23 protein-coding genes are annotated in these 26200 nt (G+C 64.9%); 10 read left to right on the plus strand and 13 right to left on the minus strand.

The window, feature by feature from the left end; all coding sequences use genetic code 11:
- Positions 1 to 33: 33 nt before the first annotated feature.
- Positions 34 to 1587 carry an amidase gene (locus RBB39_RS17885; RefSeq protein WP_083970191.1) on the plus strand — a complete coding sequence of 518 codons (1554 nt, stop codon included), beginning with the start codon at positions 34 to 36 and terminating at the stop codon, positions 1585 to 1587.
- Between the two features lie 31 nt (positions 1588 to 1618).
- Here the strand turns inward: RBB39_RS17885 and RBB39_RS17890 are convergent, their stop codons facing one another.
- Positions 1619 to 2614 (minus strand): LLM class flavin-dependent oxidoreductase, encoded by a 996-nt coding sequence (locus RBB39_RS17890; RefSeq protein WP_045991252.1) that lies wholly within the window; start codon positions 2612 to 2614, stop codon positions 1619 to 1621.
- 384 nt (positions 2615 to 2998) lie between these two features.
- On the opposite strand from RBB39_RS17890, the gene RBB39_RS17895 reads away from it, so the two are divergent.
- The 4 genes from RBB39_RS17895 to RBB39_RS17910 all read left to right on the plus strand — a co-directional run bounded on the left by RBB39_RS17895 (position 2999) and on the right by RBB39_RS17910 (position 7738).
- On the plus strand, positions 2999 to 4666 hold the full coding sequence (locus tag RBB39_RS17895) for a BCCT family transporter (RefSeq protein ID WP_083970190.1): 1668 nt from the start codon (positions 2999 to 3001) through the stop codon (positions 4664 to 4666).
- A 321-nt stretch (positions 4667 to 4987) separates the two neighbouring features.
- Positions 4988 to 6637, plus strand: a complete 1650-nt coding sequence (locus RBB39_RS17900) for a BCCT family transporter (RefSeq protein ID WP_045991251.1) — start codon at positions 4988 to 4990, stop codon at positions 6635 to 6637.
- A 147-nt stretch (positions 6638 to 6784) separates the two neighbouring features.
- The gene (locus tag RBB39_RS17905; RefSeq protein ID WP_306169240.1) at positions 6785 to 6964 is read left to right on the plus strand and encodes a hypothetical protein; all 180 of its coding nucleotides are present in this window, start codon (positions 6785 to 6787) and stop codon (positions 6962 to 6964) included.
- Between the two features lie 96 nt (positions 6965 to 7060).
- Positions 7061 to 7738 (plus strand): extensin family protein, encoded by a 678-nt coding sequence (locus tag RBB39_RS17910; RefSeq protein WP_045991249.1) that lies wholly within the window; start codon positions 7061 to 7063, stop codon positions 7736 to 7738.
- A 64-nt stretch (positions 7739 to 7802) separates the two neighbouring features.
- Here RBB39_RS17910 and RBB39_RS17915 read toward each other — a convergent pair whose 3' ends face one another.
- The 5 genes from RBB39_RS17915 to RBB39_RS17935 all read right to left on the minus strand — a co-directional run bounded on the left by RBB39_RS17915 (position 7803) and on the right by RBB39_RS17935 (position 12910).
- Positions 7803 to 8045, minus strand: coding sequence for a hypothetical protein (locus RBB39_RS17915; RefSeq protein WP_045991248.1), 243 nt, complete (start codon positions 8043 to 8045; stop codon positions 7803 to 7805).
- Positions 8046 to 8412: 367 nt separating this feature from the next.
- Positions 8413 to 8661 (minus strand): hypothetical protein, encoded by a 249-nt coding sequence (locus RBB39_RS17920; protein WP_045991247.1) that lies wholly within the window; start codon positions 8659 to 8661, stop codon positions 8413 to 8415.
- A gap of 142 nt (positions 8662 to 8803) precedes the next feature.
- On the minus strand, positions 8804 to 9964 hold the full coding sequence (gene aguA / locus RBB39_RS17925) for an agmatine deiminase (protein WP_306169241.1): 1161 nt from the start codon (positions 9962 to 9964) through the stop codon (positions 8804 to 8806).
- An 8-nt stretch (positions 9965 to 9972) separates the two neighbouring features.
- Positions 9973 to 11322 (minus strand): Na+/H+ antiporter NhaC family protein, encoded by a 1350-nt coding sequence (locus tag RBB39_RS17930; protein ID WP_306169242.1) that lies wholly within the window; start codon positions 11320 to 11322, stop codon positions 9973 to 9975.
- A gap of 124 nt (positions 11323 to 11446) precedes the next feature.
- Positions 11447 to 12910: an aminotransferase gene (locus tag RBB39_RS17935; protein WP_222569973.1), complete on the minus strand. Its 1464-nt coding sequence runs from the start codon at positions 12908 to 12910 to the stop codon at positions 11447 to 11449.
- 274 nt (positions 12911 to 13184) lie between these two features.
- Between RBB39_RS17935 and RBB39_RS17940 the strand changes: the two genes are divergently transcribed.
- Complete coding sequence (locus RBB39_RS17940; RefSeq protein ID WP_306169243.1) at positions 13185 to 15590, plus strand: autotransporter outer membrane beta-barrel domain-containing protein; 2406 nt, start codon at positions 13185 to 13187, stop codon at positions 15588 to 15590.
- A gap of 9 nt (positions 15591 to 15599) precedes the next feature.
- On the opposite strand, the gene RBB39_RS17945 is transcribed toward RBB39_RS17940, so the two are convergent.
- The gene (locus RBB39_RS17945; protein ID WP_306169244.1) at positions 15600 to 16424 is read right to left on the minus strand and encodes a helix-turn-helix transcriptional regulator; all 825 of its coding nucleotides are present in this window, start codon (positions 16422 to 16424) and stop codon (positions 15600 to 15602) included.
- A 164-nt stretch (positions 16425 to 16588) separates the two neighbouring features.
- On the opposite strand from RBB39_RS17945, the gene RBB39_RS17950 reads away from it, so the two are divergent.
- Together RBB39_RS17950 and RBB39_RS17955 are read left to right on the plus strand one after the other, a co-directional pair.
- The gene (locus RBB39_RS17950) at positions 16589 to 17938 is read left to right on the plus strand and encodes an MFS transporter (protein ID WP_231498595.1); all 1350 of its coding nucleotides are present in this window, start codon (positions 16589 to 16591) and stop codon (positions 17936 to 17938) included.
- Positions 17939 to 18003: 65 nt separating this feature from the next.
- Positions 18004 to 18762 (plus strand): sulfite exporter TauE/SafE family protein, encoded by a 759-nt coding sequence (locus tag RBB39_RS17955; RefSeq protein WP_045991241.1) that lies wholly within the window; start codon positions 18004 to 18006, stop codon positions 18760 to 18762.
- Between the two features lie 89 nt (positions 18763 to 18851).
- Here the strand turns inward: RBB39_RS17955 and RBB39_RS17960 are convergent, their stop codons facing one another.
- Both RBB39_RS17960 and RBB39_RS17965 read right to left on the minus strand, forming a co-directional pair.
- A complete protein-coding gene (locus RBB39_RS17960; protein ID WP_231498596.1) occupies positions 18852 to 19469 on the minus strand; it encodes a flavin reductase family protein in 618 nt (205 codons plus the stop codon).
- A gap of 208 nt (positions 19470 to 19677) precedes the next feature.
- A complete protein-coding gene (locus RBB39_RS17965; protein WP_306169245.1) occupies positions 19678 to 20943 on the minus strand; it encodes a homoserine O-acetyltransferase in 1266 nt (421 codons plus the stop codon).
- Positions 20944 to 21077: 134 nt separating this feature from the next.
- Here RBB39_RS17965 and RBB39_RS17970 point away from each other — a divergent pair, with 134 nt between their 5' ends.
- Together RBB39_RS17970 and RBB39_RS17975 are read left to right on the plus strand one after the other, a co-directional pair.
- Positions 21078 to 21638, plus strand: a complete 561-nt coding sequence (locus RBB39_RS17970) for a TIGR02281 family clan AA aspartic protease (protein ID WP_108132253.1) — start codon at positions 21078 to 21080, stop codon at positions 21636 to 21638.
- The gene (locus RBB39_RS17975; protein ID WP_306169246.1) at positions 21635 to 22672 is read left to right on the plus strand and encodes a nitronate monooxygenase family protein; all 1038 of its coding nucleotides are present in this window, start codon (positions 21635 to 21637) and stop codon (positions 22670 to 22672) included. Before RBB39_RS17970 ends, RBB39_RS17975 begins: the two co-directional genes overlap by 4 nt.
- Positions 22673 to 22949: 277 nt before the next feature.
- On the opposite strand, the gene RBB39_RS17980 is transcribed toward RBB39_RS17975, so the two are convergent.
- The 4 genes from RBB39_RS17980 to RBB39_RS17995 form a co-directional block, all read right to left on the minus strand.
- Complete coding sequence (locus RBB39_RS17980; RefSeq protein ID WP_052704216.1) at positions 22950 to 23339, minus strand: cupin domain-containing protein; 390 nt, start codon at positions 23337 to 23339, stop codon at positions 22950 to 22952.
- 60 nt (positions 23340 to 23399) lie between these two features.
- Entirely contained in the window at positions 23400 to 23780 is a 381-nt protein-coding gene (locus RBB39_RS17985; RefSeq protein ID WP_052704215.1) for a carboxymuconolactone decarboxylase family protein, read from the minus strand.
- Positions 23781 to 24038: 258 nt separating this feature from the next.
- A complete protein-coding gene (locus tag RBB39_RS17990; protein ID WP_045991237.1) occupies positions 24039 to 25067 on the minus strand; it encodes a patatin-like phospholipase family protein in 1029 nt (342 codons plus the stop codon).
- A gap of 121 nt (positions 25068 to 25188) precedes the next feature.
- Complete coding sequence (locus tag RBB39_RS17995) at positions 25189 to 25968, minus strand: 3-hydroxybutyrate dehydrogenase (protein ID WP_045991236.1); 780 nt, start codon at positions 25966 to 25968, stop codon at positions 25189 to 25191.
- Between the last annotated feature and the right edge of the window lie 232 nt (positions 25969 to 26200).

The following is a 26200-nucleotide window of genomic DNA, read 5'->3' on the forward strand; positions in this document are numbered from 1 at the left end:
CCGCTCGTCTCAATGCCGTGCAGCGAGGACGCCATGCCCACTCCATTTCCACCTTCACCGTCTCATCCGCCCAGCTCTCAGTCTGGCTCTCCGTCCGTGGGCGAGGGCGCCACCAGCCCTGCCCAGCGCGAGATCCTGGCCCTGGGGGCGCTCGCCTTGTCTCGGGCGATCCATGCACGGGAGCTTAGTTGCCGCGAGGTGATGGACGCCTACCTGGCACAGATCGACGCGGCCAACCCGGTGGTCAACGCCATCGTCTCTCGCCGAGACCACGAGGTGCTGATGGACGAGGCCGGGGAGTGCGACCGCGAACTGGCGGCGGGGCGCTCTCGCGGCTGGCTCCACGGCATTCCCCAGGCGATCAAGGACCTTTCGGCCACGCGTGACCTGCCGACCTCGATGGGCTCGCCCTTGTTCAAGGGTCAGGTGCCACAGCAGGACGGCATCATGGTCAGGCGGATGCGCGAGGCCGGCGCCATCTTTGTCGGCAAGACCAACACGCCGGAGTTTGGCCTCGGTTCCCAGACCTACAACCGCGTCTTCGGCGCGACCCGCAACGCCTTCGATCCCGCCCTGTGCGCCGGTGGCTCCAGCGGCGGGGCCGCTGCCGCCCTGGCCATGCGCATGCTGCCGGTGGCCGATGGCAGCGACATGATGGGGTCTTTGCGAAACCCCGCCGCCTACCACAACCTGTTCGGGATGAGGCCTTCCTTCGGTCGCGTTCCCCATGGTCCTGGCCCTGATATCTTCGGCCACCAGTTGGCCACCGAAGGGCCCATGGCGCGCAGCGTCGGCGACCTTGCCAGGCTGCTGGCGACCCAGGCCGGGGCCCACCCCCGCGCTCCCCTGTCACTCGCCGATGATCCCGAGCGTCTTGCCGATCCGTTCGATGACCTTGACGCGGCGTCGGGCCTGCGTATCGGCTGGCTCGGCGATTGGCAGGGTTACCTGGCGATGGAAGAGGGCGTGCTGGACGTCTGCCAGGGGGCGCTGTCGGTGTTCGAGCGCCTCGGTGCCCGGGTCGAGCCGGTGGTGCCGGAGATGTCACCCGAACGGCTGTGGCAAAGCTGGCTGGTGCTGCGCCAGTGGGCGGTGGCGGGCAGTCTGTCAGAGGTCTGGGCCGACGATAGCCGTCGTTGCCAGCTCAAGCCCGAGGCCTGCTGGGAGGTCGAGCAGGGCATGGGCCGAACGGCGCTGGATGTGCACCGTGCCAACGTCGAGCGCAGTGCCTGGTACGCCTGCCTGCTCGGACTGTTCGAGCGCTTCGATGCGCTGGCCCTGCCCAGCGCCCAGGTATTTGCCTTCGACGTCGACACACCCTGGCCCGGGCAGATCGCCGGGCGAACGATGGACAGCTACCATCGCTGGATGGAGGTGGTGATCGCCGGCTCCCTGTCGGGGTGCCCGGTGATCAATCTGCCCGCAGGCTTCAACCCGCGCGGCCAGGCCATGGGCGTCCAGCTCATCGCTCCCCATCGTCGTGATCGCGACCTGCTGCGCTGGGCTCATGCCTTCGAGCAGGCCGCTCCCGACTGGCTCGCGCGCGAGCCCGAATGGCGTACGCCCGGGGCTCACCCGCCGCGTTGAGGCCCCGTCGCGCCACGTTGCCGGGCGGGGCTCAGCCCTGCCATACCTCAGCGACCAGGCGGTAGCTCTCGAGGCGATCCTCCAGGGCATAGGTGTCGGTGTTGATCATCAGCTCATCGGCCTGGGTGCGTTCGAGCAGGCGCTCCAGACCGTCGCGCACCGTCGCCGGGCTGCCGATCACCGCGGCGCCAAGAAACCCTTCCACCTGGGCGCGCTCCATGGAACTCCAGTCCAGCGTCGCCACCGGTGGCCGGGCGCGTCCGCGCTGGCCGCGAATCAGGCCCAGAAACTTCTGCCTTGCGGTGCTGGCGAGGTAGTCGGCGCGCTCGTCCGTAGCGGCGGCCAGCACCGGCAGACCGACCATGGCGTAGGGCGCCGCGAGCACCTCGGAGGGGCGGAAGTCGCGGCGATAGATGGCCAGCGCTTCGTCGAGCTGGGCCGGGGCGAACTGGGCGGCGAAGGCAAAGGGCAGCCCCTTGTGGGCGGCCAGCTGGGCGCTGTACAGGCTCGAGCCCAACAGCCAGATCGGTACTCGGGTGCCCTGGCCGGGCACCGCCCGGACCCGCTGCTCCGGTCGGGCCTCGCCAAGAAAGCCTTCCAGTTCGGCCAGACGCTGGGGGAAGTCCTCGACGCCAGCGTGTGGATCGCGGCGCATCGCCGCCATGGTGGCCGCGTCCGAGCCCGGAGCCCGGCCCAGCCCCAGATCGATGCGGCCCGGATAGAGCGTCTCCAGGGTGCCGAACTGTTCGGCGATCACCAGCGGTGGATGGTTCGGCAGCATGATGCCGCCGCTGCCCACGCGGATGCGTGAGGTCTTCTCCGCCAGGTGTCCGATCAGTACCGAGGTCGCCGCGCTGGCGATCCCCTCCAGCCCATGATGTTCGGCCAGCCAGTAGCGGGTGAAGCCAAGCGATTCGCTCAGGCGGGCGAGGGCAACGCTGTCGTGGAAGCTGTCGGCGACGGTGCCTCCATCCCGGATCGGCGCCAGGTCCAGGACCGAAAGGGGCGTAGTGTCGAGACGGGCCATGGGGCTCTCCTTCTTTTGGGCCGGGCTTTTGGCCGGGAAAATTCGTACCTGAGGCGACGAATTTGGCGGATGTTTTGCTGCGCCGACTGGCGGGTGGTGGATTCCGCTGTCTTGGTGGCGAACTTCACTATGATGTCACCGAGGTGCCTCATCGGTGCTTCGACTCTCCAGTGGCAGTCCAGTGTCAGCTTAGTGCCAAGCCGGATCGGTGGGCTGCCCGGGGATGATAGATAACAACCTAACGGTTATCAAAGTACGGGTCTGCAAAGGCTGCTCGGCGAATGCCCGGGCAGAAGCGTTCGATAAGGAGCGTCCGAGCGTGGTCTTCGCCGGAGCGGCGCTGCACAGGCCTTCCAACAAGCAGTCGAACAAAAGGAAGGCGATATGCAACGCAATGAAGGACAGCGGGTCTTTTACGTCTCCGCGATCATCATCCTGATCCTGGTGGCCCTGGGGGCCATGTTCCCTGAAGGTTTCGGCGAAGTCGCCAGTCGCGCCCTGGGAGGCGTATCCCACTATTTTGGCTGGTTCTATCTGCTGTCGGTCACCGGCATCGTGGTATTTCTGCTCGGCCTTGCCGTGAGCAAGTACGGCAAGGTGCGCCTGGGGCCGCAGGACGGCAAGCCAGAATACGGCTTCTTTTCCTGGGTCAGCATGCTGCTTGCTGCCGGCTTCGGGGTTGGCCTGGTGTTCTACGGCATGGCCGAGCCCATGACCCACTATATTGCACCACCCTACGCCGACATGACGCCGGAAAGCGCGGAGTCGGCCCGCTACGCGATTCAGTACAGCTTCTTCAACTGGGGGATTCATCAGTGGGCGGCCTTCGCCCTGGTGGGCTTGATCATCGCCTACTACCAGTTTCGCAAGGAGCAGGCGGGCCTGGTGTCGGTGGTGCTGCGTCCGCTGACCGCCAAGCGACCGGGGCTGCGCAAGTTCAACGGCGCCCTGGACGTCTTTGCCGTGGTGGCCACGGTGATGGGGGTAGCGACCTCGCTGGGGCTGGGCGTGCTGCAGACCAACGGCGGTCTGCACGCGGTGTTCGGCATTCCGGAGAACGGCCTGTGGCAGTTCATCATCCTGTTCTGCATGTTCCTGGCCTACATGGCATCCACCTGGTCGGGCCTGGACAAGGGGATCAAGCGACTGTCCAACCTCAACATGATCATGTGTATCGCCATGATGGTCTACGTGCTGGCCACCGGCCCCACCATCAAGCTGCTGGAGACCATCACCCTGGGACTGGGCGACTACCTGCAGAACTTCTTCGTGATGAGCCTGCGCATGTCGCCCTACAACGATAATCCCTGGGCCCAGAACTGGACCATCTTCTACTGGGCCTGGGTCATCGCCTGGTCGCCCTTTGTCGGCACCTTCGTGGCGCGCATCTCCAAGGGGCGCACCATCAAGGAGTACGTGTTCGGCGTGCTGTTCGTGCCGCCACTGCTGGCCTGCCTGTGGCTGGGCGTGTTCGGTGGCACCGCCATCCATATGGAACTGGCCAACGAGGGCCTCGGCCTGGCCCAGGCGACCCAGGACAACATCACCGTGGCGCTGTTCGAGATGTTCGATCTGATGCCCTTCTCGGGACTCTTGTCGGTGATGGCGATGATGCTGATCTTCATCTTCCTGGTGACCTCGGCAGACTCGGCGTCCTATATCGTTGCCCAGATGACCGACAACGGCTCGATCAATCCTCCCCTCTACAAGCGGGTGCTGTGGGGTGTGCTGATCGCCGCCATCTGCCTGACGCTGATCGCCGCTGGCGGCCTCAAGGGACTGCAGTCGGCATCGGTACTGTCGGCGCTGCCGTTCACCTTCATCCTCTACATGATGGTGATCGTACTGGTGAGAGAGCTGCGCAAGGATCGCAAGCTGATGCTCGACGGTCTCTATCAGCACTACCGCGAGATGCCGGTCGGTGCAGACGCCTTCGAGGCGCGTGACCAGGCCAAGACCGAAGGCATGGAGCCCCCCGAGGAAGCGCTGAAAATGGATGACAGTGAGGAGGGTGGCTCCAGCGAGGCGATGGCCACACCGAAACCGCAGTAACCACGTGGCGGCGGCCGGGCCTCGATCACCCGTCTGTGATAGCCCCGGCTGGTAAGGGACAGGCGGAGCCAGACCTGACCGCAGGAAACCAGAAGGCCCGCCCCATGGCGGGCCTTCTGCTATGTCGTCAACTGACGGCGCTATTGGAGGCGCTATTGGAGGCACTATTTCCGACACTATTGCCGGCACTATTTCCGGTACCCCAGGGTGCCGGTAATTTTTTGTGCCGAATCGAATATTCGCCTACCGTGATGGAGAGTCCGACTTTTGTTAGGGTGCTACGCCCCTCACATCATGACCGCCGTCTGGCAAGGAGTGTCCATGAACGGTCGAGCGCTGCAGGAGCGCCTGCCGCTGTCTGGCAAGGATCGCGTCTTTCGTCTATCTGCCCTTATCATCATCGCCCTGGTCGCCGTGGGCGCCAGTTTCCCCGACGCCTTCGGTGACGCCGCCAACACCGCGCTTAGCCAGGTGACCCACTACTTTGGCTGGTTCTACCTGATGGCGGTGTTCGCCTTCGTCATCTTTCTGGTAGCGCTGGCGATGAGCAAGTACGGCAAGGTGCGCCTGGGGCCCCAGGATAGCACCCCCACCTACGGCACCTTTTCCTGGATCAGCATGTTGCTGGCGGCCGGCTTCGGCGTCGGTCTGGTGTTCTACGGTATGGCCGAGCCCATGACCCACTTCGCCGAGCCTCCCTATGGCGCGGTCCCCGCCGAAAGCGTGGAAGCGGCGCGCTACGCCATCCAGATGAGCTACTTCAACTGGGGGGTGCACCAGTGGGCGGCATTCTCGCTGGTCGGGCTGATCATCGCCTACTTCCAGTTTCGCAAGGACCAGGCCGGGCTGGTCTCCTCGGTGCTGTCGTCGATGACCGCCAAGCGCCCGGCGCTGCGCCCCTACACCGACTGGCTCGACATCTTCGCCGTGGTCGCCACGGTGATGGGGGTGGCGACCTCGCTGGGGCTCGGGGTACTGCAGGTCAATGGTGGCCTCAATGCGGTCTTCGGACTGCCGGAAAGCGGCCTTTGGCAGGCGGGCATCCTCGGGGTGATGTTCGTGGCGTACATGGCCTCGACCTGGTCGGGGCTCGACAAGGGCATCAAGCGATTGTCCAACCTCAATATGGCGCTGTGCATCGCGATGATGCTGTACGTGCTGTTCACCGGCCCCACGGTCAAGATCCTCGAGACCATCACCCTGGGCATCGGCGACTACCTGCAGAACTTCATTGGCATGAGCCTCAAGATGTCGCCCTACAACGATGACCCCTGGGCTTCCAGCTGGACCATCTTCTACTGGGCGTGGGTGATCGCCTGGTCGCCCTTTGTCGGCACCTTCGTGGCTCGGGTCTCGCGGGGACGGACCATTCGCGAGTACGTACTCGGTGTGCTGGTGGTGCCGCCGCTGCTGGCGTGTCTGTGGATCGGGGTGTTCGGCGGGGCGGCCCTGCATATGGAGCTGGGCGGTGATGCCGGCCTGGCCGCCGCCACCCAGGACAATATCACCGTGGCACTGTTCGAGATGTTCGACCTGATGCCGTTTTCCACGGTGCTGTCGGTGCTCGCCATGATCCTGATCTTCATCTTTCTGGTCACCTCGGCAGACTCCGCCTCCTTTATCGTCGCCCAGATGACCGACCATGGCTCCATCGCTCCGCCGCTGTACAAGCGGATCTGCTGGGGGCTGTTGATTGCCGCCATCTGTCTGACGCTGATCGTTGCAGGTGGGCTCAAGGGACTGCAGTCCGCCGCCGTGCTGGCGGCCCTGCCGTTCTCGTTCATCCTGTTCGGGATGATGTTCGTGCTGGTCAAGGAGCTGCAGGCGGATCGCCGCAACATGCTGTCACAGCTGTACCGTCAGCATGGCGAGACCCCGGTGGGCGCGGATCCGTTCGAGGCCGGCAACCTGGCCGAGGAGGAGCGTCTGCGGCGGGCCCCCAACGTGGTCAACCGGCGCATCAACCACTGAGGTGACGTCGACCGGCACCGGCGATCTGTGACCCCGGGCGAGCACCCTCAAACGAAACTTGGCGCAAAATGCAGTATCTACGATGCATTGGTAGTCAGGAAGAGTGCCAGGACGTAAGCTCAGGGTATCGTCGGAAGGATCTCGGCCATGTCTTCACCCCCTGCCCCCGGCGCGACCCGCCGCGGGCCTCCGTCTCGTCGCAGGCGGCTGACATTCAACTGGGTCACCTTCGATCGCTGGCTGGACCGTATCGTCATCCTGGCGGTGGTAACCGCCGTGACGGTCGGTATCGTCGCTCTGGCGCTATCCATGTTGGTGGACCCCTGATCGTACTCGACGCCTCGGTCGTGGGATGAACCGTGGCCAAGGATCGGGCGCAGGAAGGGTCGGGCACAGAAAGGGTCGGGCACAGGAAGGAACTATATGGGGCAGTGGCTGTTGATCATGCTGCTGGTGTTGGGCGTTGCCCTGGACAAGGGGATGATCGCAATACCGGATCGCTGGTTGCCCTGGACACCGATATCGATCGAGACGCCGCCTGGTCCTTTCCTCGGCTGGAAGCTGGCGCGGCTGGCGGATGACCCCGAGGCCTGCCGTGCGGTGCTGGCGGCGGACCCGCCCCAGCGATATACCCCACTGGATGACGTCACCCGGGGCCAGTGTGAGCTTTCCAATCTGGTGCGCTACGCCGGTGGCCAGTCGCGCATGCAGCCGAGCGTGATGACACGCTGCCCGCTGGCGGTGGCCTGGGCGGTGTTCGAGCGTCACGAGCTCAACGCCGCTGCGCGCGCCCACCTTGGCGTGGACGTGGCCCAGATCGAACACTTCGGCAGCTTCGCCTGCCGCAATATCTATGGTCGGGCCGAGGGACGTCGCAGCCAGCATGCCAGTGCCGAGGCCCTGGATGTGGCCGCCTTCGAACTCGAGGACGGTCGTCGCGTCAGCTTGTCGGGCCACTGGGGCAAGGGAGCCGAAGGACGTTTCCTGAAGGAAGTGGGGCAGCGCGCCTGCAAGGTCTTCGGCACCGTGCTGGGGCCTGACTACAATGCCGCCCACGCCGATCACTTTCATCTCGGCGTGGGCGGTCGGGTCTGCCGCTGAGGGCGGCATCTTGGCTCGGATCGGGGCGGGGTCGAAAGCTGCCTGGGACTCTTCGGGCCTGGCCCTAGCGACTGAGGTCGATGTCCCGGGAATCGGTGGCAGCACCGGTCGCCGCACCCACGCCGCCGCCGATGACCGCGCCCTTGCCCACGTCGCCGCCGGTGATGGCCGCCGCGCCGGCACCTACCGCTGCACCGACCCCCGCGCCACTCAGCGCCCGTTCTCCGGTACCGGTACCGCAGGCCGACAGTGCCAGGGCCATGGTCAGGGCAGTAGCGCTCAGCCCGGTCATCTTCAGAAGTTTCATGTTGTCGTCCTCATGCTGGGGGATGACCCTAACAGTAACAACGGCACAGAAAGGAGCAAGTGAAGCAAATATGCAGCAATTGTCGCCAATTGGCGCCAATTGTGGGAGCCGTGCTCGCTTGGCCGAACCAGGTCAGACACACGACAGGTCAGATACCCGGCCGGACAGGCCCGGGCGAGATACACGACCGGACAGACCCAGGCGAGATACTCGACCGGCCAGACCCAGGCGAGATACCCGGCCGGCCAGGCCCGGGCGAGATACACGACCGGCCAGATACAAGAACACCGCCGGCAAGCCGGCGGTGTTCTTGTGCGTCGAGCAGGTCTGGAACGAGGCGCCCTCGCCTCGCCCCAGGCCCAGGACCTTAGTTGTCCAGGTCGACGTCGTCCTCATCGGTGGCGGCGCCGGTGGCCGCGCCTACGCCACCGCCGATCACGGCGCCTTCGGCGACGTCACCACCGGTGGCGGCGGCGGCGCCGGCACCTACGGCGGCACCCACGCCAGCGCCACTGGCGGCGCGTTCACCGGTGCCGGTGCCGCAGGCGGCGAGGCCCAAGGTCATGAAAGTGGCCAGCAGCAGGCTGGAGAGTGTCTTGATGGAACCCTTCCTCATGATGTTTCTCCTATGCTGTTATGTGCCATATCGAGCCTATTGGCCAAGAGAGCCGAGCACAACCCCTTGATTCCCCGATGCGGTGTCGCTTCCAGCAGACATTTTCTGGTGCCGTGTCGTCACCGGCGACGACTCCCGCCTGTCAGGTACGTCTTGGATCCCTCGGCTGTTGTTGGGTAATGCAGTGGACGTTGCCGCCGCCGAGCAGGATCTCTCGGGCGGGCACGCCGATCACCCGACGCTCGGGAAAAAGCCTCGCCAGAATGTCGCGAGCCTCGTTGTCGCGGCGTTCATCCAGCAGGGGCATGACCACCACTCGATTGCCGATGTAGAAGTTGACGTAGGAGGCCGCCATGCGGTCCCCGGGCTGGCGTGGGTGCGAGCTCGAGAGCCGGTCGATGCCGCTGGCCTCGTCTTCGCCGATAAACAGCGGGCCGGGCTGGGGCAGGCGGTGCACGGTGAACGGTCGACCGCTGGCATCGGTACTGGCTTCCAGCACCGCCAGGGCGTCGCGGCAGATCTGGTACTCCGGGTCTGCAGCGTCGTCGCACCAGGTCAAGGCAACTTCGGCGGGGCCCACAAAGCAGCAGAGATTGTCGACGTGGCCGTCGGTTTCATCGAGGTAGCAGCCCCGGGGAAGCCAGATGACCTTGCTGATGCCCAGCTGCTCACTCAGGCGCGCCTCCATGGCGGCACGATCCAGACCCGGGTTGCGGTTGGGGTTGAGCAGGCACTCCTCGGTGGTGATCAGGGTGCCCTCGCCGTCGACGTGAATGGCGCCGCCTTCCAGCACGATACCGGCATCGAAGCGGGGGATGCCCAGCATTTCGGCGATCTTGGGGCGAATCCGGCGGTCCTTGTCCCAGGGAAAGTAAAGCCCGCCCTTGAGTCCGCCCCAGGCGTTGAATTCCCAGTCCACCACCGCCAGGCCATGTTCGGGGTGGGTCAGAAAGGTCGGGCCCACGTCCCGCATCCAGGCGTCGTTGCTGGATAGTTCGACCACGCGAATCGATTCCGGAAGCTGATAACGGGCGTTTTCGTACTGATCGTCGTTGACGCCCACGTAGACGGTCTCGCTCTCGGCGATGGCGCTGGCCACCGCGACGAAGGCCTGTTGGGCGGGCTTGGCTCCCAGGCGCCAGGTATCCGGGCGCTGGGGCCACAGCATCCAGCAGGCGTCGTGAGGGGCGAATTCCGCCGGCATGGACCAGCCAAGTCGGGCGGGACTGTGCGCGTCGCTGCCGGCGGAACGCGACGCGGCAGGGGCCGGGGTCGGTGAAGACGAATGGTGTGTCTGGTTCATGGAGGCTCTCACAAGAATCCGATCAGCAGGAACACGCCGGTGGCCAGGGCCGCGGCGATCAACACGTAGGGGATCTGGGTCAGGGCGTGGGCCATGGGGCTGCAACCGCTACCCTGGGCCGACAGCACCGTGGAGTCCCCGTAGAAGCAGGCGTGGCTACCGAAGGCGCTGGCCGAGATCAGGGCGCCGACCACCAGCGGCATATTGGCGTCCATGCTGATCGCCAACGGCAGCACGATCGGCATGGCCACCGCGAACAGCCCCCAGAAGGAGCCGGTGGCAAAGGCCAGGAAGGCCATGGTGACGAATACCACGGCGGGCAGCAGGCCGGCGGTCATCAGCGGCTGTACCGCCTGAATCACCACCTCGGTGAGGCCCAGGACGTCGTTGACCTCCTTGAGCGAGAAGCCGGCGACCAGGGTGCCCAGCGGCATGATCATCGCCTTGAAGCCTTCCAGGGCGGTATCGAAGGTGTCATTGAAGCTCAGCAGACGCTGGACGGCGATCAGCACCAGGGTGACGGCCAGGGCAACGATGACCCCGCGCAGGATGTCGATATCGAAGTACCAGGTGGCGACGATCAGGCTGGCGATGGGCAGCAGGAAGTTGAGCAGATGCGGGCTCTGGCCATCGTAGTTGGTGTCGATCTGCAGCGCGTGCTCCTCGCCGCCATCGGGCACCGGCTGGCCGGCCTTGGCACGGGCCTCGGCGGTCTTCATCGGGCCGATGTCAGGCAGCCAGCCCAGCGCGACCAGGGGCACCAGGGCCGCCGCCACCCAGGCGTAGGCCATGTACGGGATCGCCGAGATGTACAGCGACATGCCGTTGTCGGCGACGTTGTTGTCCTCGAGCAGGCCGGCGAAGAACACCGCCCAGGTCGAGAAGGGCACCAGGATACACACCGGGGCGGCGGTGGAATCCACCAGATAGGCCAGCTTTTCGCGGGAGACGCCGAAGCGATCGGTGATCTTCTTCATCGAGGCGCTGATGGTCAGGGCGTTGAGGTAGTCGTCGACGAAGATCACCAGCCCCAGCACCCAGGTGGTCAGCAGGCTCTGGCGACGACTGTGCAGTCGTTGGGTCATGGCGTCACCGAAGCTCAGCACGCCGCCGGTCTTGACCAGCAGGGCGATCAAGCTGCCGAACAGGCCGCAGACCAGAATGATCCAGGTGACGGTGTCATTACCGAGGACCGTGAGCAGGATGTCCGACCCGCGGGTGACGACCTCGCTGGGGGCGATCATCAAGAGCCCGACCAGGCAGCCGGCAAGCAGTGATTCGATGGTGCGACGAGTGATGATGGCGGTGACCAGCACCACCAGGGTGGGAACCAGGCTCCAGACGCCGTAGGTTTCCATGCAAGCTCCTTGTATCGCCTGTGGCGACGGTTGTTATTGGACGGAAGCTATCGCGCAGGGGCGAGCCCTGCGCTGGCCGCGCGGCAAAAAAGCGTGCGGACTCGTGTTGCAGGAGGGTTCGTGGCTAGAGATAGCCGTCGCGACGCAGGGACTCGGCGGTGGCGGCAAGCGCCTCGTCGAGGATGGCGACGGCCTCGTCGACGGTGTCGCGGGTCCAGATCAGGGGCGGCGAGATCACGTTGAGATGCCCCACCGGACGAATGATCAGTCCGCGCTGCTGGGCCTCGAAGGCCACCCGATCGCCGACACGCGCGTCCACCGGAAACAGCGCCTTGGTGTCCTTGTCTGCCACGTTCTCGATGCACATCATGAAGTGGCTGCCGCGCACGTCGCCGACGGTGGGATGTCGTGACAGCGTCGCCAGTGCCTGCTCCAGATAGGGGCCGACCTCGCGGACGTTGGCGCAAAGCTCTTCTCGCTCGAGGATCTCGATATTCTTGAGCGCCGCGGCGCAACTGACCGGATGTCCGGAGTAGGTGAAGCCGGTGCTGAGTACTCCGCCCTTGCCCTGGGGCGTGCCCAGCACCTCGTAGAGGCGGTCGGAGATCAGGGTCGCGCCGAGCGGGGCATAGCCCGAGGACAGGCCCTTGGCCAGGTTGATGACGTCGGGCTGGGTGTCGAATACCGCTTCCGAGGCGAAGATGTGGCCGAGGCGACCGAAGCCGGTGACCACCTCGTCGGCGATATACAGGATGTCGTGGGCGCGCAGCACCTCCTGCATGCGGGCGTGATAGCCCCGGGGGGCCACCAGTACGCCGCCGGCTCCCATGATCGGCTCGGCGATGAAGGCGGCGATATTGTCGGCGCCGATCTCGGCGATGGTGGCCTCGAGTTCCGCGACCAGATGATCACAGTACTGTGCTTCATCCATGCCTTCGGGGCGACGATAGAGGTTGGCCTCGCTTAGATGGGTGACCAGACCATCGAGGGTGTCGAATTCCCAGTTGTTGCTCTCGATGCCGGTCAGGCTCGCGGCCAGGTAGGTGGTGCCGTGGTAGGCGTTGCGGCGCGACAGGATACGCTTCTTGTTCGGCTTGCCCAGGCGGTTGAAGTAGTAGTGCACCAGGCGGATGGTTGCGTCGTTGGCGGTGGAGCCTCCGCAGCTGTAGAAGACATGGTTGAGGTGGGCCGGGGCCAGTTCGGCGAGCTTGGCGGCCAGCCGCGTAGCCGGTGCGTTGGACAGATTGTTGAAGGTCGAGAAGTAGGCCATGCGGGTGGCCTGTTCGGCCATGGCCTGGCCGATCTCGGCACGACCGTGGCCAACGTTGACGCACCACAGCCCGGCGATGCCGTCGATAAAGCGGTTGCCGTGAATGTCCTGAACGTGGATGCCCTCGGCATCGGTGATCAGCTCGCAGCCCTTGTCGTGGAAGACGCTGAAGTCGGTGAAGGGATGGACGAAGTGGTCCCGATCCTGGCGCCACAGGGTCTCGGCATCCACTGTTGTTGGGACTGGGGCCGGAACCGGAGCCGTGTCGGCGACGGGAGTCGAGGGGCGGGACGAGAGGCGAGTGTCGGGTGTTGTCATTGGAAACCTCCTTGGGAAGGTCTCCAGTCTCGCCAGACTGCCCCTGTCGATGACATATCCTTATGAGGGTAGGTCTCCTCGGGCCGCCAGGCGGCGGCAGTGCCGGTATCACCGATGGGGTAGCCTATGATCGACTCAGGTTGCCATGACCTTGATCTACCTCATGATTGAGAGAGGGGTGCGCGAAACGGCACTACCGAGACTTGAGGCAGACGTAGCGATCCTCCGACGTTGGTGTAGGCTGTGCCGTAATGATCCGCAGGTGCCGGAAGAGGTGGCCCAGATTCTGGCGCGGCGGATGCTGAATGGTCAGTCCGGATACTTTGCCATGTTGCCAGCACCACCCTTTACTCGTCGTGCCCTGGGCACCCTTGTCGCCTTTCTGATGTCGGCCCCGTTACCCGCTATCGCCGCCAACTGTGGTGCCTCGGGAGGGCTGGCTTTTGTCGGTGTCACCAACGATGGTTCGCGCTCGGTGTGGTTGTCGGGGACCTCGCCGGGTGACTTCGGGTTGGAGGCGGCGCAGGGAAAGCAGAGCGTCGATGAGTGGACGCGCAATGCCGGAGGCCTGCACCTGACCCTGTCGCCAGTGGTATCCAACGGCAACGGTGGTGTGCACAAGCTTCTGGATCTGGGGGGCAACAAGGATTGTCTGCTGGATACCCAGAACCAGAAGGGTGGCTTCACATTGCCGCCGGCCGGGCAGATCCCGATGCCGGAGCGTCCGGGCATTACCCCTCCCATCGGCAAGATCTTTCCTGATTTTTCCCGCCCTGGCGGGGTGACGCCGCCGATAGCTACGGTGCCTCCAGGCTTCCGACCCCCGACCGGTGTGACGCCACCGATAGGGACGGTGCCGCCAGGCTTCCGACCGCCGACCGGGGTGACGCCGCCGATAGGCACGGTGCCTCCGGGCTTCAGACCGCCGACCGGGGTGACGCCGCCGGTAGGCACGGTGCCACCCGCTTTCCCACCAATCGAGCGACCGCCGACCGGGGTGACGCCGCCGATAGGTACGGTGCCACCCGCTTTCCCACCAATCGTCCGACCACCCACCGGGGTGACGCCGCCGGTGGGCACGGTGCCACCGGACTTCAGACCGCCGACCGGGGTAACGCCGCCGGTAGGCACGGTGCCACCGGACTTCCGACCACCCACCGGGGTGACGCCGCCGGTAGGTACGGTGCCACCGGACTTCAGACCGCCGACCGGGGTAACGCCGCCGATAGGTACGGTGCCTCCGGCTTTCCCACCAATCGAGCGACCGCCGACCGGGGTAACGCCGCCGATAGGTACGGTGCCTCCGGGCTTCCGGCCGCCGACCGGGGTAACGCCGCCGGTAGGTACGGTGCCACCGGACTTCAGACCGCCGACCGGCGTAACGCCGCCGATAGGTACGGTGCCCGCCCCCGAGCGTCCGCCGGTGGGGGTGACGCCGGGGCGGCCCACCCTGGGGCAATGGAGCCTTCCTCCGAACGTTGCGCGGCCGGGCGAGGTAGCGCCCCCCATCGGTGTCGTGCCTCCGGATGTCAGGCCACCTTCCGGGGTGACACCTCCCATCGGCGTCGTACCGCCTGAACAGCGTCCGCCGTCGGGTCTGACACCTTCTGTGCCATCGATGCCCCAGGGCCAGATCGTTGGCCGTGTCGACGCGGCCGAGTGGTATGCCGGGCGGGTGCCGCTGCCGGCTAACCTCTGCATCGACCCTCGTCACGACCCCAGGCTCGGGGGCGCACCGCTGGCCGACGGTACCCTGCCGGTGGTGACCTGCCCCGAGAACCTGCTGCGCCAGCACGCCCAGGCAAGAACCCGGAACGCGCTGGAGGCCACCGTGATGGAACAGGTGCCGATCACCGCAGGGCGTCAGGGAGAGCCGGTCTCTCCCTGGAACACCTGGGTGGATGCTCGTTATACCGATATCTCCGATGACCGTGATGGCCAGGATCTGGATGGCGAGGCCCAGGTAGTGGCGGTGGGTGTCGACCGCTGGGTGTCGGAGCAGACGGTGGCGGGGGTCAGTTTCAGCGTCGACTCGAGCCGCTCTGACAACTTTGGCGGCGCCTGGGACAGCGACAGCGATGGCTTCAGCATCTCGCCCTATGTCGCCTATCGACTGTCCGAGCGCTGGGCGTTGGACGCATCACTGATCTGGCGCTGGGGTGACAATGACACCGAACTGGCGACCCTGGAAGGCAGCTTCGACACCCGTAGCTTCGGCGGCGCGCTCAATGCCCACGGTCAGTACCGCTGGGGGGAGGCCCTGTTGCGTCCCACCGTCTCGCTGTTCTACTCCCGTGAGCGCAGCGACGACTATGACCTGGACGGCAAGATCCTGGGGATACCGGTGGAGGTGGAAGTGCCCGGCGACTCCTACAGCACTGGCGTCGCGTCGGTCAGTGGTGAGCTTAGCCGTATCTACCACACTGACCACGCGGGTCTGATCATGCCCTACGCCGAACTGGGGGTGGACTGGGCCTTCGAGCAGCCCAACGACGGGCGCTACCTCAACGAGGATCTGGAGTGGGAGGACCCTTCTGACCTGACGGGTACCCTGCGCACTGGCGCCCGCTGGTTTGTCGGCGAGGCCACCCTGCTCGAGGCCAGCGCCGGCTATCTCAGCATCGGCCATGATGACCTGGATATCTGGGAGGGGCGGTTGTATCTCTCCTACCGCTTCTGAGCGGGTGCGTCAGTCACGCTGCTGGCGGGAGATCAGCGCTACGTGATCGAGAAAGGCGCGAAACAGCTCGGCCTGACTCGTGACCTGCAGGCGCTGATAGACGTGCTTGCGGTGGACCTTGACGGTGCCGTCGCTGATGCCGAGCTCTCGCGCCGCCGACTTGGCCGAGTGGCCCGCGAGCAGCAGGCGCACGATATCCTGCTCGCGGCGGGTGAGCACACCCTGGCCAAAACTCGAGAAGGCGGCGTCGACGGGCTCGACCTCCTGGTGTTGCGGTTCGAAGGCACTGCGTTGCCAGCTCCAGAACCGCTGAAGCAGGGCTTCGACGATGGGCGTCAGGTGGCGTAGCGCCTGTACGGTGCGCCGAGTCAGCGGTGGCGACTGGGTACGGAAGCCGAGAGACAGCACCATCACGGTGTCGTCGCTGACCCGTGCGAAGAGTCCGATCTCATCCTTGAGTCCTAGGCCGCGATAGTAGTGGTGGTAGTACTCGCTGCTCTCGAAACGGTCCGGCGCCAGATCGCGCAGTCGATGGGTTCCGCTATCCTGACCAGACTCGATGGCCTGGAACATCGGGTCGAGCAGGTAGACGCGACTCAGATAAGGGTCGATGTCGCGCTGGCGGCGTTCGGGGGGATAGTTGTCATGGACCACTCGCGGACGGCCTCGGCCCTGGTAGGCATGCAGGATCAGGGTGTCCATGGGCACCAGCTCGGCGAGTGCCTGCTCCAGCTGTCGCGGAAGGTCGCTGCGATCGGCACCCTGAATCAGGCCAGCCAGTCGTTGGTGCCAGGCCTGGGCCGCGCTGGATGCCAGGTAGTCGATGGGAGTCATGAGGCTCGCTGGGTCGAAAGTCTGAAGCCCACACTGTATCACTTCGTTATTGGTGTCAGTGGTCGTCCCAAGGGTCTGCCGGGCTCGGCGTGACGTGGCGCTGGGGCGAGTCGGGCTGCTATCTTGGACTCCTTTGCCAACGGGACGGCAGCATGAGCGTGAGCATGACGACTCCAAGGGGCGGCGACAGGGCGAGCCGGCGCGAGATTTTCGGCTGGGCGATGTTCGACTTCGCCAATCAGGCCTACACCCTGCTGATCATCACCGTGGTGTTCGGTGAACTCTTCACCACGGTGATCGTCGGCGACCGAGGCGACGACTTTCGCCTGGCCAACCTGCTGTGGAGCCTGGCGCTGGCGCTGAGCTTTCTGCTGGTGGTGGTGACCGGTCCGCTGTGCGGTGCGGTGATGGACTACCGCGCCGAAAAGAAGCGCTTCCTGTTTGCCAGCTATCTGGCCACCATCGCCACCACCGCCATGCTTTACTTCGTCGAGCCGGGCTACGTGGCGCTGGGCTTCGTGTTGATCATCCTGTCCAACTACGCCTACTCCATGGGCGAGTCCTTTATCGCGGCCTTTCTTCCGGGGCTTGGGCCGCCAGAGAAGCTCGGCGCCATCTCCGGCTTCGGCTGGGCGCTGGGCTACGTCGGCGGACTGGTGGCGGCGGGCTTCACCCTGGCCATACTGGGCGAGGCCACCGCGGATAACTTCGAGCGGATCCGTTGGGTCGGGCCCTTCGCCGCGGGATTCTTCCTGTTGGCGGCGATACCAACCTTCGTCTGGCTCAAGGAGCGCGCCGAACCACAGCCCCATCGCCAGCCCTTCGCCCGCATCGCCTGGCAGCGGGTATCGACCACCTTGCACGAGCTGCGTCGGTTCCGTGACCTGGGTCTGTTTCTGACCTCGGTGCTGTTCTCCATGGCTGGCGTCTACATCATCATCGCCTTCGCCTTCATCTATGGCGCCCAGGTCATCGGCTGGCAGGAAAGCACCCGCAACCTGATGTTCATCATCGTCCAGATCACCGCCGCGGCAGGGGCACTCGGATTTGGCTTTATCCAGGACCGCATCGGTACCCTGGTGACCTATCTGATGACTCTGGTGCTGTGGGTGCTGGCGATCCTGGCCATCTGGGCCACCCCCGAGGTCACCGCCTGGCTAAACGCTACCTGGGGACTCGACTGGCAGGCCGAGCAACTGTTTCTGGTGGTCGGCTGCCTGGCGGGCCTCAGCCTCGGCTCCAGCCAGTCGGCCAGCCGGGTCCTGGTAGGCCTGTTCTCGCCCCGCCAGAAGGCGGCCGAGTTCTTCGGGTTCTGGGGGTTGGCCAACAAGCTGGCGGGGGTCATCGGTATCGTCGGCCTGGGACTGCTGCAGGCGGCGGTGGGGCTCAAGGCTTCGATCCTGTTGTGCGCTGCCTTCTTCATCATCGCCATCGTGATCTGCGCTGGCGTCAATCAGCGCCGCGGCCAGCGGGTGGCAGGGGAGTGGGAAGCCAGGCTGGACGATACGCACTGAACCACCTGGGCCGAGGGAACGCTATCGAGGACCTTGGCCGAGAGACCCGCTCCGAGGACGTTTGAATGCTGCCGGACGCGCTGTTCGCACCCGATACCCTGATCCTGCTGTCGGCCATCTTCGTCCTGGCAGGACTGGTCAAGGGAGTGCTCGGCATGGGCATGCCCACGGTACTGCTGGCGCTGTTGACCGCGACCCTGGGGCTGCCTCTGGCCATGGCGCTGATGCTGGTGCCCACGGTGGTCACCAACGTCTGGCAGGCCCTGGTGGGAGGGCATCTGCTGGCGCTATGCCGTCGGCTCTGGTTGTTTCTGTTGGCGGCGGTGCTGGCGGTCTGGCCGGGGGTATGGGTGCTGGCCAGCGTCGAGGCTCACTGGCTGTCGTTGCTGCTGGGGCTGTTGCTGATGCTCTACGCACTGATGAATCTGAGCGGGCGACGGCTGCGCTTCTCGGGAAGCCCGGTCCAGGCCGGCGCCGTCGGCGCGATGAATGGCGTCCTGACCGGGCTGACAGGCTCCAGCGTCTTCCCCGGGGTGCCCTTTCTGCAGGCCATCGGTCTGTCACGGGACGCCCTGGTTCAGGCCATGGGGCTGTTGTTCAGCCTGTCGACCCTGAGCCTGGCGCTGGCACTCGGCGAGAGGGACTTGCTCTCCACCGACCTGCTGCTGGCGTCGAGCCTGGCGCTGCTGCCGGCGAGTCTTGGCATGTGGTGGGGCGCCTGGCTCAGACGCCGGCTATCCGAGGCGCGCTTTCGCCAGGTGTTTCTGCTTGGCCTGCTGGCCATGGGCGGCTACCTGGTGACGCGTTCGCTGCTTGCGGCTTGAGCAACGACCCGGGCGACCCGAGCTTCATCGAGAGCTGCATTGGGCCGTTGCAGGCGCCGTCAGGGGTTGCCGGGGCGCCCCAGGGTTCGTTACTTCGGACGTTCCAGTGAGAACAGGTCGGTGCAGCGTGCGTAGTCGCTGCCGGCCATGCGCCCGATCGGGGCCAGGGCGTCGCAGCTGACGTGTCGACCGTTCCACACCCGGGGATCGGCGTGGATGACGGTCACCTCGGCCAGTACCAGGTTGCCTGACAGCGGACGGTCGCCGAAGTGCAGGATATCGTGAAGGCGACAGCCGAAGGCAACCGGTGCCTCCTGAATACGCGGTACCCGCAGGTCTCCCAGGCTGGCCTTGGTCAACCCGGCATGGTCGAACTCGTCTCCCTCGGGCGGCAGGCTTGCGCTGGTGGCGTTGAGCGCCTCGGCCAGCGCCTCACCACCGATATGCACGATGCACTCGCCGACCTGCTTGAGGTTGGCGATGGTGTCCTTGGTGGCGCCTTCGCCGTTGAGCAATGGAGAAAACGCCAGCACGGGGGGATCGACGCTGGCCACATTGAAAAACGAGAAGGGCGCCAGATTGGCGTGACCGCTCTCGCTCAGGGTCGACACCCAGGCGATGGGACGCGGAGCGATGGCTCCGGAGAACAGTCGATAGATCAGGCCGGCGTCCAGCTCGCTGACCTTGAGGGTGGCGTCGTCGCTCACTGTCGAACTCCTTGTGTTCATTGTCGTTGCAACAGCACCCGTTGTGATGGTGCCAGTTGGCGTGGGGCGGTCTAGGCGTTATCCCAGCACGCCGAGCCCGACAGGTCCAGCCTTGGCGGAGATGCGTGATCGAGGCCATCGCGCCGGTGCTGGAAAGGCGCCAGGGCCGCCAATCAGGCCCCGGTGCCTGGTCGGCGACGGCGAGCGTTCAGGGAATCGGTGCCTCGAGGAAGTCACGCAACTGTTTTTCGGCCTGCTGGATGTTCACCACACCGTCGATGTGGCCGCGGTCACCCTCCAGGGCCTCGAGGGTCACCGGAGTGCCGTCGGCCTCGATCAGTGCGGCGGTCTCGCGAACCTTCTGGGGCGAGAACACCAGGTCGTCTTCGCTGTAGAGCATCAGGGTCGGGGCCTCGATGGCGGCCAGACCCGCCTCCAGGCTGTCGCCATGGCCGGTCATGAAGGCCTGGTTGGCCTTGACCAGGTACAGCAGGTGATTGGCGTCGGCGGTGGCAGCCCGCTGTTCGGCGACGCTGTCCAGGGTCGCCTCGACCTCGTACTGGGCTTCCAGTGAGCTCATCGGTGAGGTGTCGGCGTCGGCCCAGTCGCGGTCGAAGGTGGCGTCCGCCCAGCGCCAGTGGTTGGCCTGCAGGGTGATCAGCTTCAATGACTCGCGCAGACCGTCGAGCGGCGGCGTCTGTGCGTAGTAGTCACCGCCGCGCCAGTTGGGGTCCAGCGTGATGGGGGCGGCCCAGGCGTCCAGGCTGGCGATCAGCCAGGGATCGGCCACGCCCGCACCGATCACCGGAATCAGGCGTTCGACCCGCTCGGGATAGGCGCTGGCCCACTCGTAAGCCTGCAGCGCCCCCATGGAGGCACCCATCACCGCGTGCAAGCGCTGGATACCGAGATCATCCAGCAAGGCCTTCTGCACATTGACGAAGTCGCGAATGGCCACCAACGGGAAGTCTGTGCCCCAGGGCTCGCCGGTGTCGGGGTTGTGACTGGCAGGGCCGGTGGTGGTGACTCTGGGGTCGCCGGCGTTGAGGTTGACCAGGGTGTCCGACGACACGACGTAATAGCGGTCGGTGTCGAGCGGCTTGCCGGGGCCGATGATGGCATCCCAGTAGCCCGGGGTCTCTTCACCGTCATAGCGGCCGGCGGCGTGACTGGTGCCGGAGAAGAAGTGGGTGATCAGGATGGCGTTATCGCCTGCCTCGTTAAGCTCGCCATAGGCCTCCCAGCCGACTCTGACCGGGGCGATGGTGTCACCGCCGACGGTGATGTAGCTTGGCATCTCGAAGACCTGTTTGGTGACATTGTCCAGGCCGGTGGAGGCCGCCTCGTCATCGTTGTCGGCGCTGGCCAGTGCCGGCGAGGCGATAAGCCAGATCGAGGCGACGAGGAGGCCAAGGGCGACGGCGGCGCCAGGCTGGCGCCGGTCATGGAGAGCGGACGCATAAACTGTCATCATGAACCTTCCCTGGTGGTGGTCGGCGCGGACGATGCCGCGTACAGACACCAGTACAGCGTTCACCTGGCGCCTTCGCCATGCTGCCTTCGTCGTCCCGGCGCGAGGAGGACGAAACCGCCCGTGAGGAGAAACCGATGACCCAGCGACAGGGGACACGTGGCCCCGGGCTCGCCATGATGCTGTTGTTCTGGGTGCTGTTCATGGGGCTCGGTGGCTGGTGGGCGACGTCCTGGCTGGAGCAGCGCCTGAACCCCAATGCCAACCTGAATCAGGTGGCCGAGGGCGAGCCGTTGAGGCTCAAGCGCGGGCCTGGCGGACACTTCGTTGCGCCCGGCAGTATCAATGGCACGCCGGTGACCTTCCTTGTCGACACCGGCGCTACCCGTGTCGCTCTGCCGGGAGATCTGGCGGCAAGACTGTCGTTGCCGGACCTCGGCAGCGCCTGGTTTCATACCGCCAATGGTCGTGCACAAGGCACCCTGACACGCCTCGACAGCGTTACCCTGGGCGGCCTGTCGGCGACTCGGGTCGATGGCTCCATCAGCCCGGGCATGGAAGGTGAGACGGCGCTGCTGGGCATGAGCTTTCTCGGACGCTTCGACATTGCCATCCGTGGCGATATCCTGGAATTGCAGGCGCGCGGCTCCTCGTCACCGAGAGCCGACGCCGCTCCACACAAGGAGATTCAACCATGACCGCGCTCTCTCGATTGCGGCTGAAGTGGCCCATCCTCCAGGCTCCCATGGCCGGCGCCCAGGACGAGACACTGGCGCTTGCGGTCACCGCAGCCGGAGGCCTGGGAGGCCTGCCTGCCGGCATGCTGGCCCTCGAGGCGCTGGATCAGGCCCTTGCAGCGGTGGAAGGACAAGGCCCGGTCAACGTCAACTTCTTCAGCCATGTGTCGCCCGAGCCTCAACCGAGTCGACTGGAGAAGTGGCGAGCGTTGCTGGCCCCTTACCATGAAGAGTTGGGAATCGCGCCGCCACCTCCAAGTGACACGCCTACCAGACGGCCGTTCGACAGCGATGCCTGTGCCATCGTCGAGCGCCACCGTCCCGCAGTGGTGAGCTTTCATTTCGGTCTACCTGAGGCACAACTGGTCGAGCGGGTGAAGGCCTGCGGAGCGCTGGTGCTGTCTACCGCCACCACGGTGGATGAGGCCCGGTGGCTGGAAGCCCATGGCGCCGACGTGGTGATCGCCCAGGGCCTTGAAGCAGGCGGTCACCGGGGACATTTCTTGAGTAACGACCTGAGTCTTCAGTTGCCGCTGGCGTCATTGCTGCCCCGGGTGGTCGAGGCTATCTCGTTGCCGGTGGTGGCGACCGGAGGGATCGGCGACCCCCAGGGGGTCCGGCAGGCACTGGACCTGGGAGCCCAGGCGGTCCAGATCGGTACCGCACTGCTGTGCTGCCCCGAGGCCTCGGTGAGGGCCGTCCACCGAAGGGCGCTGCTGGATGATGAAGCCTCCACCGACATCACCAATGTCTTCTCCGGTCGGCCCGCCCGCGGGATCGTCAATCGTGCCATGCGCGAGCTGGGGCCGCTGTCGGATGAGGTACCCGACTTTCCGCTGGCTGCCAGCGCCTTGTGCGAGCTGCGCGCGGCCCACGAGTCCCGTTGCAGCGGTGACTTTTCTCCGCTGTGGGCGGGCCAGAATCGGCGCCACTGTCGAGAGGTACCGGTGGCCGAGCAACTCCAGTGGCTGGCAGGAGAACTCGAGGAGCAATGAGGAGCACGTCTTCCTGTGCGCTCGCAACGCCAACCTGGCGACAAGCGTAGATTGCGGTTCCTGCGGGCAGGTCAGGGTCGCGAGGCAGCGCTAACGCTTCGGAAATCACGCGGCGCTTTTGCATAACATGCGGCTTCGCTCTGGCATAAAAAAGCCGCGGCACTCGGCGATGAGTGGCCGCGGCTTCTGCTGATATCGGTTGATTATTGCTTTACCGATGTATTACCGCCTTGTGGCGGGGCGAACGACATCGCCGAGCATGCTTTCGGTCTGTCGATCAGCACTCGCCTTCGGCGCACTTCTCGGTCTCGGCCAGGTCCGCGGCGTAGATGATGACGTCACCGTCTGTCTCATTCTTCCACCAGTGCCAGATCTCGTTGAACTCGGCGATGATCGACGGCGCCTTGTGAACGCGCGGCTGCTCATGCTTGGAGTTGTACTCGACGATCTCGCCCTGGAACACGAACAGGATAGCCGGGCGGTTTTCGTGGGAGTGGTAAGGCACGATGCCACCTGGTGCCACGTCGACGCGGCGGAAGCGCAGGTGACGTTGCTCGAGCGGTGCAGCGCCTGCCGGCAGCTTGACGTCCGCAAGGTCGATGTAGGCCAGTGTGGTATCGACCTCGTCAACGGGTTCCATCGGCGGATTTTTCTGATGTTCAAACATGGCGTAATTCCTTCTTGCGCAGCGTTGGGTTTGGTGGGGCGTGTATCACCGTGGTGATCTTCAGGTATCGGGGTAGATGTCTTTGACGGCCAGCACCGCATTGATGGTGACCGGGAAGCCGGCATAGGGCGCCAGCTGCATGAACAGTTCGACCAGCTCGTCACGGGTGAAGCCCAGTGAGCGTGCGATGCCGATATGGATGCGTAGCTGATTCTCGTGGCCTCCACAGGCCAGTGCCGAGAGCGTGGCGCTCTGGCGCAGCTTGGGGTCCAGGCCATCACGACCGTACATTTCGCCAAAGGGGAATTCGGCGACCAGGCGCATCAGGTCGGGGGCGAAGTCACCGAGCTTTTCCTCCAACGCTTGTGCGGCGGCGGGATTGTGCTTACGGAAGAAGGCGAGTCCCTTCTCCATGTTGGGTGAAACGGCGGTGGAACTCATTTTCCAGCATCCTCATGGCGACGATAGTGGTCGGGGTAATCGCATTCCGTGTCGGCCTTTCCGTAATCGGCGGCAGCAGGAAGACAAGCCATTTTTTTGCCGCTACCAATCTCTATGTCGTTTGAAACATACGACTGTTTTATCTTGCTGAGTCATCATTTCGCGTCGGACTGATCCGTTTGCTCAGCTTGGTCGGTGCCGGGTCTGCAACCTTACCGGCACCGCTATGCCATAACGCCTATCGGGGCCCGTTGCCGATCAGTGGGTGCCCTCGAACATGGCTCTCAGGTCGACGCTGTCCTGCTTGCCGATGTCGTCGTAGTGTTGCTCGATCCAGTCCTGGGCGCGTTTGCGGCCGAGATCTCGCAGATGGCACAGGAAGTCCCACTCGGCGTTGAGCTTCGATGAGGCCCCGAGGGGTTTCAGCAGGTCCTGGCTATCGATGATATGGACCAGCATGTCGCGATAGTTCTTGGGGTCGAGGTGGCCTTCGTGGATCAGTCGCTTGACGAAGGCAAGCGCCCTCAACTCCTTGAGCAGACTGGCGTTGAAGGTGATCTCGTTGGTGCGATTGAGGATCTCCTGGGCGCTGGTCGGCGACCCCTCACGCTCCACCGGATTGACCTGGACGATCAGAATGTCCCGGGACTCGGTGGTGTGATAGAAGGGAAACAGCGGAGGGTTACCGGAATAGCCGCCGTCCCAGTAGGGCACGCCGTCGACTTCGACCGCTTCGAACAGGAAGGGCAGGCAGGCCGACGCCATCACCATGTCGGGGGTGAGTTCGGCGCGATCGAAGATCTTGACGCGCCCGGTCTCGGCGTTGGTCGCGGCCACGAAGACCTTCATCTGGTCGCAGCCACACACATTGTCGAAGTCGACCTGCTCGACGATGATGTCCCGCAGGGGGTTGTACTTCATGGGGTTGAACTGGCTCGGCGAGAAGAATCGCGTCATCAGGTCGAAGTACACGTGGCCCGGCGAGTAGTCGAGGCTCCAGTTTCCGCTAAGACGATCCCAGGGGGTGCGCTGCAGAATGCTGAAGCGCGCCGACTGGGACACGGCACGCCAGAACGTTTCCAGTTTTTCGCGCCCAGCCTCTCGCCCGCCCTGGACCAGACCATCGGCCAGAACGACAGCGTTCATGGCGCCAGCGGAGGTGCCGGAAATGGCCTCGATCTCGATGCATGGGTCGTCGAGCAGGGCGTCGAGGACCCCCCAGGTAAAGGCGCCGTGAGCGCCTCCACCCTGAAGTGCCAGACTTATTTTCTTGGGTGGCTTGGCCATCAAGCTCTCCTGTCATCTTGGTGCGGTCGTCCGTGAGGCCGTCTTTCCTTGCCGGGAAAAGTGCGGCAGCAGCGGCGTCGGCGGCAGGTTCGCCGCATGCTCTACCCTGTCGAACGGTGCTTCAGTGTGCTGTCCAGCCGCCATCGACCGGCAGGGCGATTCCCGTCATGGAGGCGGCGCCGTCCGAACACAGGAACAGCGCCGTGGCCGCCAGTTGTTCGGTGGTGACAAATTGGCGGGTCGGCTGGTTGGCGAGCAAGACGTCGCGAATGACCGAGTCCTCGGAGATACCGCGTGCCTTGGCGGTGTCGGGAATCTGCTTCTCGACCAGAGGCGTCAGCACGTATCCCGGGCAGATGGCATTGACGGTGATGCCGTGTTCGGCGACTTCCAGCGCCACGGTCTTGGTCAGTCCCAGAACGCCGTGCTTTGCGGCCACATAGGCCGACTTGAAAGGCGATGCCACCAGAGCATGGGCGGACGCGATGTTGATCACTCGCCCCCAGCCACGTGCCTTCATGCCAGGCAAGGCGGCCTTGGTCAGGTGAAAAGCGGAATTCATGTTGATGGCGATGATCGCGTTCCACTTGTCCTCGGGGAACTCGTCCACCGGTGCCACGTGCTGAATACCGGCGTTGTTGACGATGATGTCCACGCTGCCGAATTCTGCCTCGGCCCGCTTGTGCATGGCGCTGATCTCGCCGGGGTCCATCATGTTGGCGTTGTCATAGACGACCTTGACGCCGTGCTTTTCGAGACTGGCGCGAGTGGCCTCCACGTCCGCGGCGGCCTCGATACCGTTGATGACCAGGTTGATGCCCGCCTTGGCGAAGCCTTCGGCGATACCGAGACCGATACCGCTGGTGGAGCCGGTGATGATGGCGGTCTTCTGCTGGGGCATGGATCACTTCCTCTAGAGACGAGATCGCCGGCGCTGGCCGGCAGGAACTTGCAGCGTGTTCATGGCTTGACCGATAGGTCGCTTCACTGGCCTCGCTTCATCGTCGGGCTGTATCGGCGAGCTTTGTCGATGCCGTCATCGACATCGACCAGCTCCACAGAGCTCGACGTGTTTCACCGAGTCCGATCAGGCGGCAGGCCGGCAGCAGGCTCGTTGGTCATGGCCTTGTTCG

The organism is Halomonas sp. MMSF_3323 (assembly GCF_030733595.1).
Taxonomy (GTDB): Bacteria; Pseudomonadota; Gammaproteobacteria; order Pseudomonadales; family Halomonadaceae; genus Halomonas; species Halomonas litopenaei.

What these genes read in the sequence shown, in the direction of transcription:
- RBB39_RS17885 (WP_083970191.1), top strand. Translation starts at nt 34, where the DNA reads ATGCCCACTCCATTTCCACCTTCACCGTCTCATCCGCCCAGCTCTCAG.
- RBB39_RS17890 (WP_045991252.1), bottom strand. Translation starts at nt 2,614, where the DNA reads ATGGCCCGTCTCGACACTACGCCCCTTTCGGTCCTGGACCTGGCGCCG.
- RBB39_RS17895 (WP_083970190.1), top strand. Translation starts at nt 2,999, where the DNA reads ATGCAACGCAATGAAGGACAGCGGGTCTTTTACGTCTCCGCGATCATC.
- RBB39_RS17900 (WP_045991251.1), top strand. Translation starts at nt 4,988, where the DNA reads ATGAACGGTCGAGCGCTGCAGGAGCGCCTGCCGCTGTCTGGCAAGGAT.
- RBB39_RS17905 (WP_306169240.1), top strand. Translation starts at nt 6,785, where the DNA reads ATGTCTTCACCCCCTGCCCCCGGCGCGACCCGCCGCGGGCCTCCGTCT.
- RBB39_RS17910 (WP_045991249.1), top strand. Translation starts at nt 7,061, where the DNA reads ATGGGGCAGTGGCTGTTGATCATGCTGCTGGTGTTGGGCGTTGCCCTG.
- RBB39_RS17915 (WP_045991248.1), bottom strand. Translation starts at nt 8,045, where the DNA reads ATGAAACTTCTGAAGATGACCGGGCTGAGCGCTACTGCCCTGACCATG.
- RBB39_RS17920 (WP_045991247.1), bottom strand. Translation starts at nt 8,661, where the DNA reads ATGAGGAAGGGTTCCATCAAGACACTCTCCAGCCTGCTGCTGGCCACT.
- aguA (WP_306169241.1), bottom strand. Translation starts at nt 9,964, where the DNA reads ATGAACCAGACACACCATTCGTCTTCACCGACCCCGGCCCCTGCCGCG.
- RBB39_RS17930 (WP_306169242.1), bottom strand. Translation starts at nt 11,322, where the DNA reads ATGGAAACCTACGGCGTCTGGAGCCTGGTTCCCACCCTGGTGGTGCTG.
- RBB39_RS17935 (WP_222569973.1), bottom strand. Translation starts at nt 12,910, where the DNA reads ATGACAACACCCGACACTCGCCTCTCGTCCCGCCCCTCGACTCCCGTC.
- RBB39_RS17945 (WP_306169244.1), bottom strand. Translation starts at nt 16,424, where the DNA reads ATGACTCCCATCGACTACCTGGCATCCAGCGCGGCCCAGGCCTGGCAC.
- RBB39_RS17950 (WP_231498595.1), top strand. Translation starts at nt 16,589, where the DNA reads ATGACGACTCCAAGGGGCGGCGACAGGGCGAGCCGGCGCGAGATTTTC.
- RBB39_RS17955 (WP_045991241.1), top strand. Translation starts at nt 18,004, where the DNA reads ATGCTGCCGGACGCGCTGTTCGCACCCGATACCCTGATCCTGCTGTCG.
- RBB39_RS17965 (WP_306169245.1), bottom strand. Translation starts at nt 20,943, where the DNA reads ATGATGACAGTTTATGCGTCCGCTCTCCATGACCGGCGCCAGCCTGGC.
- RBB39_RS17970 (WP_108132253.1), top strand. Translation starts at nt 21,078, where the DNA reads ATGACCCAGCGACAGGGGACACGTGGCCCCGGGCTCGCCATGATGCTG.
- RBB39_RS17975 (WP_306169246.1), top strand. Translation starts at nt 21,635, where the DNA reads ATGACCGCGCTCTCTCGATTGCGGCTGAAGTGGCCCATCCTCCAGGCT.
- RBB39_RS17980 (WP_052704216.1), bottom strand. Translation starts at nt 23,339, where the DNA reads ATGTTTGAACATCAGAAAAATCCGCCGATGGAACCCGTTGACGAGGTC.
- RBB39_RS17985 (WP_052704215.1), bottom strand. Translation starts at nt 23,780, where the DNA reads ATGAGTTCCACCGCCGTTTCACCCAACATGGAGAAGGGACTCGCCTTC.
- RBB39_RS17990 (WP_045991237.1), bottom strand. Translation starts at nt 25,067, where the DNA reads ATGGCCAAGCCACCCAAGAAAATAAGTCTGGCACTTCAGGGTGGAGGC.
- RBB39_RS17995 (WP_045991236.1), bottom strand. Translation starts at nt 25,968, where the DNA reads ATGCCCCAGCAGAAGACCGCCATCATCACCGGCTCCACCAGCGGTATC.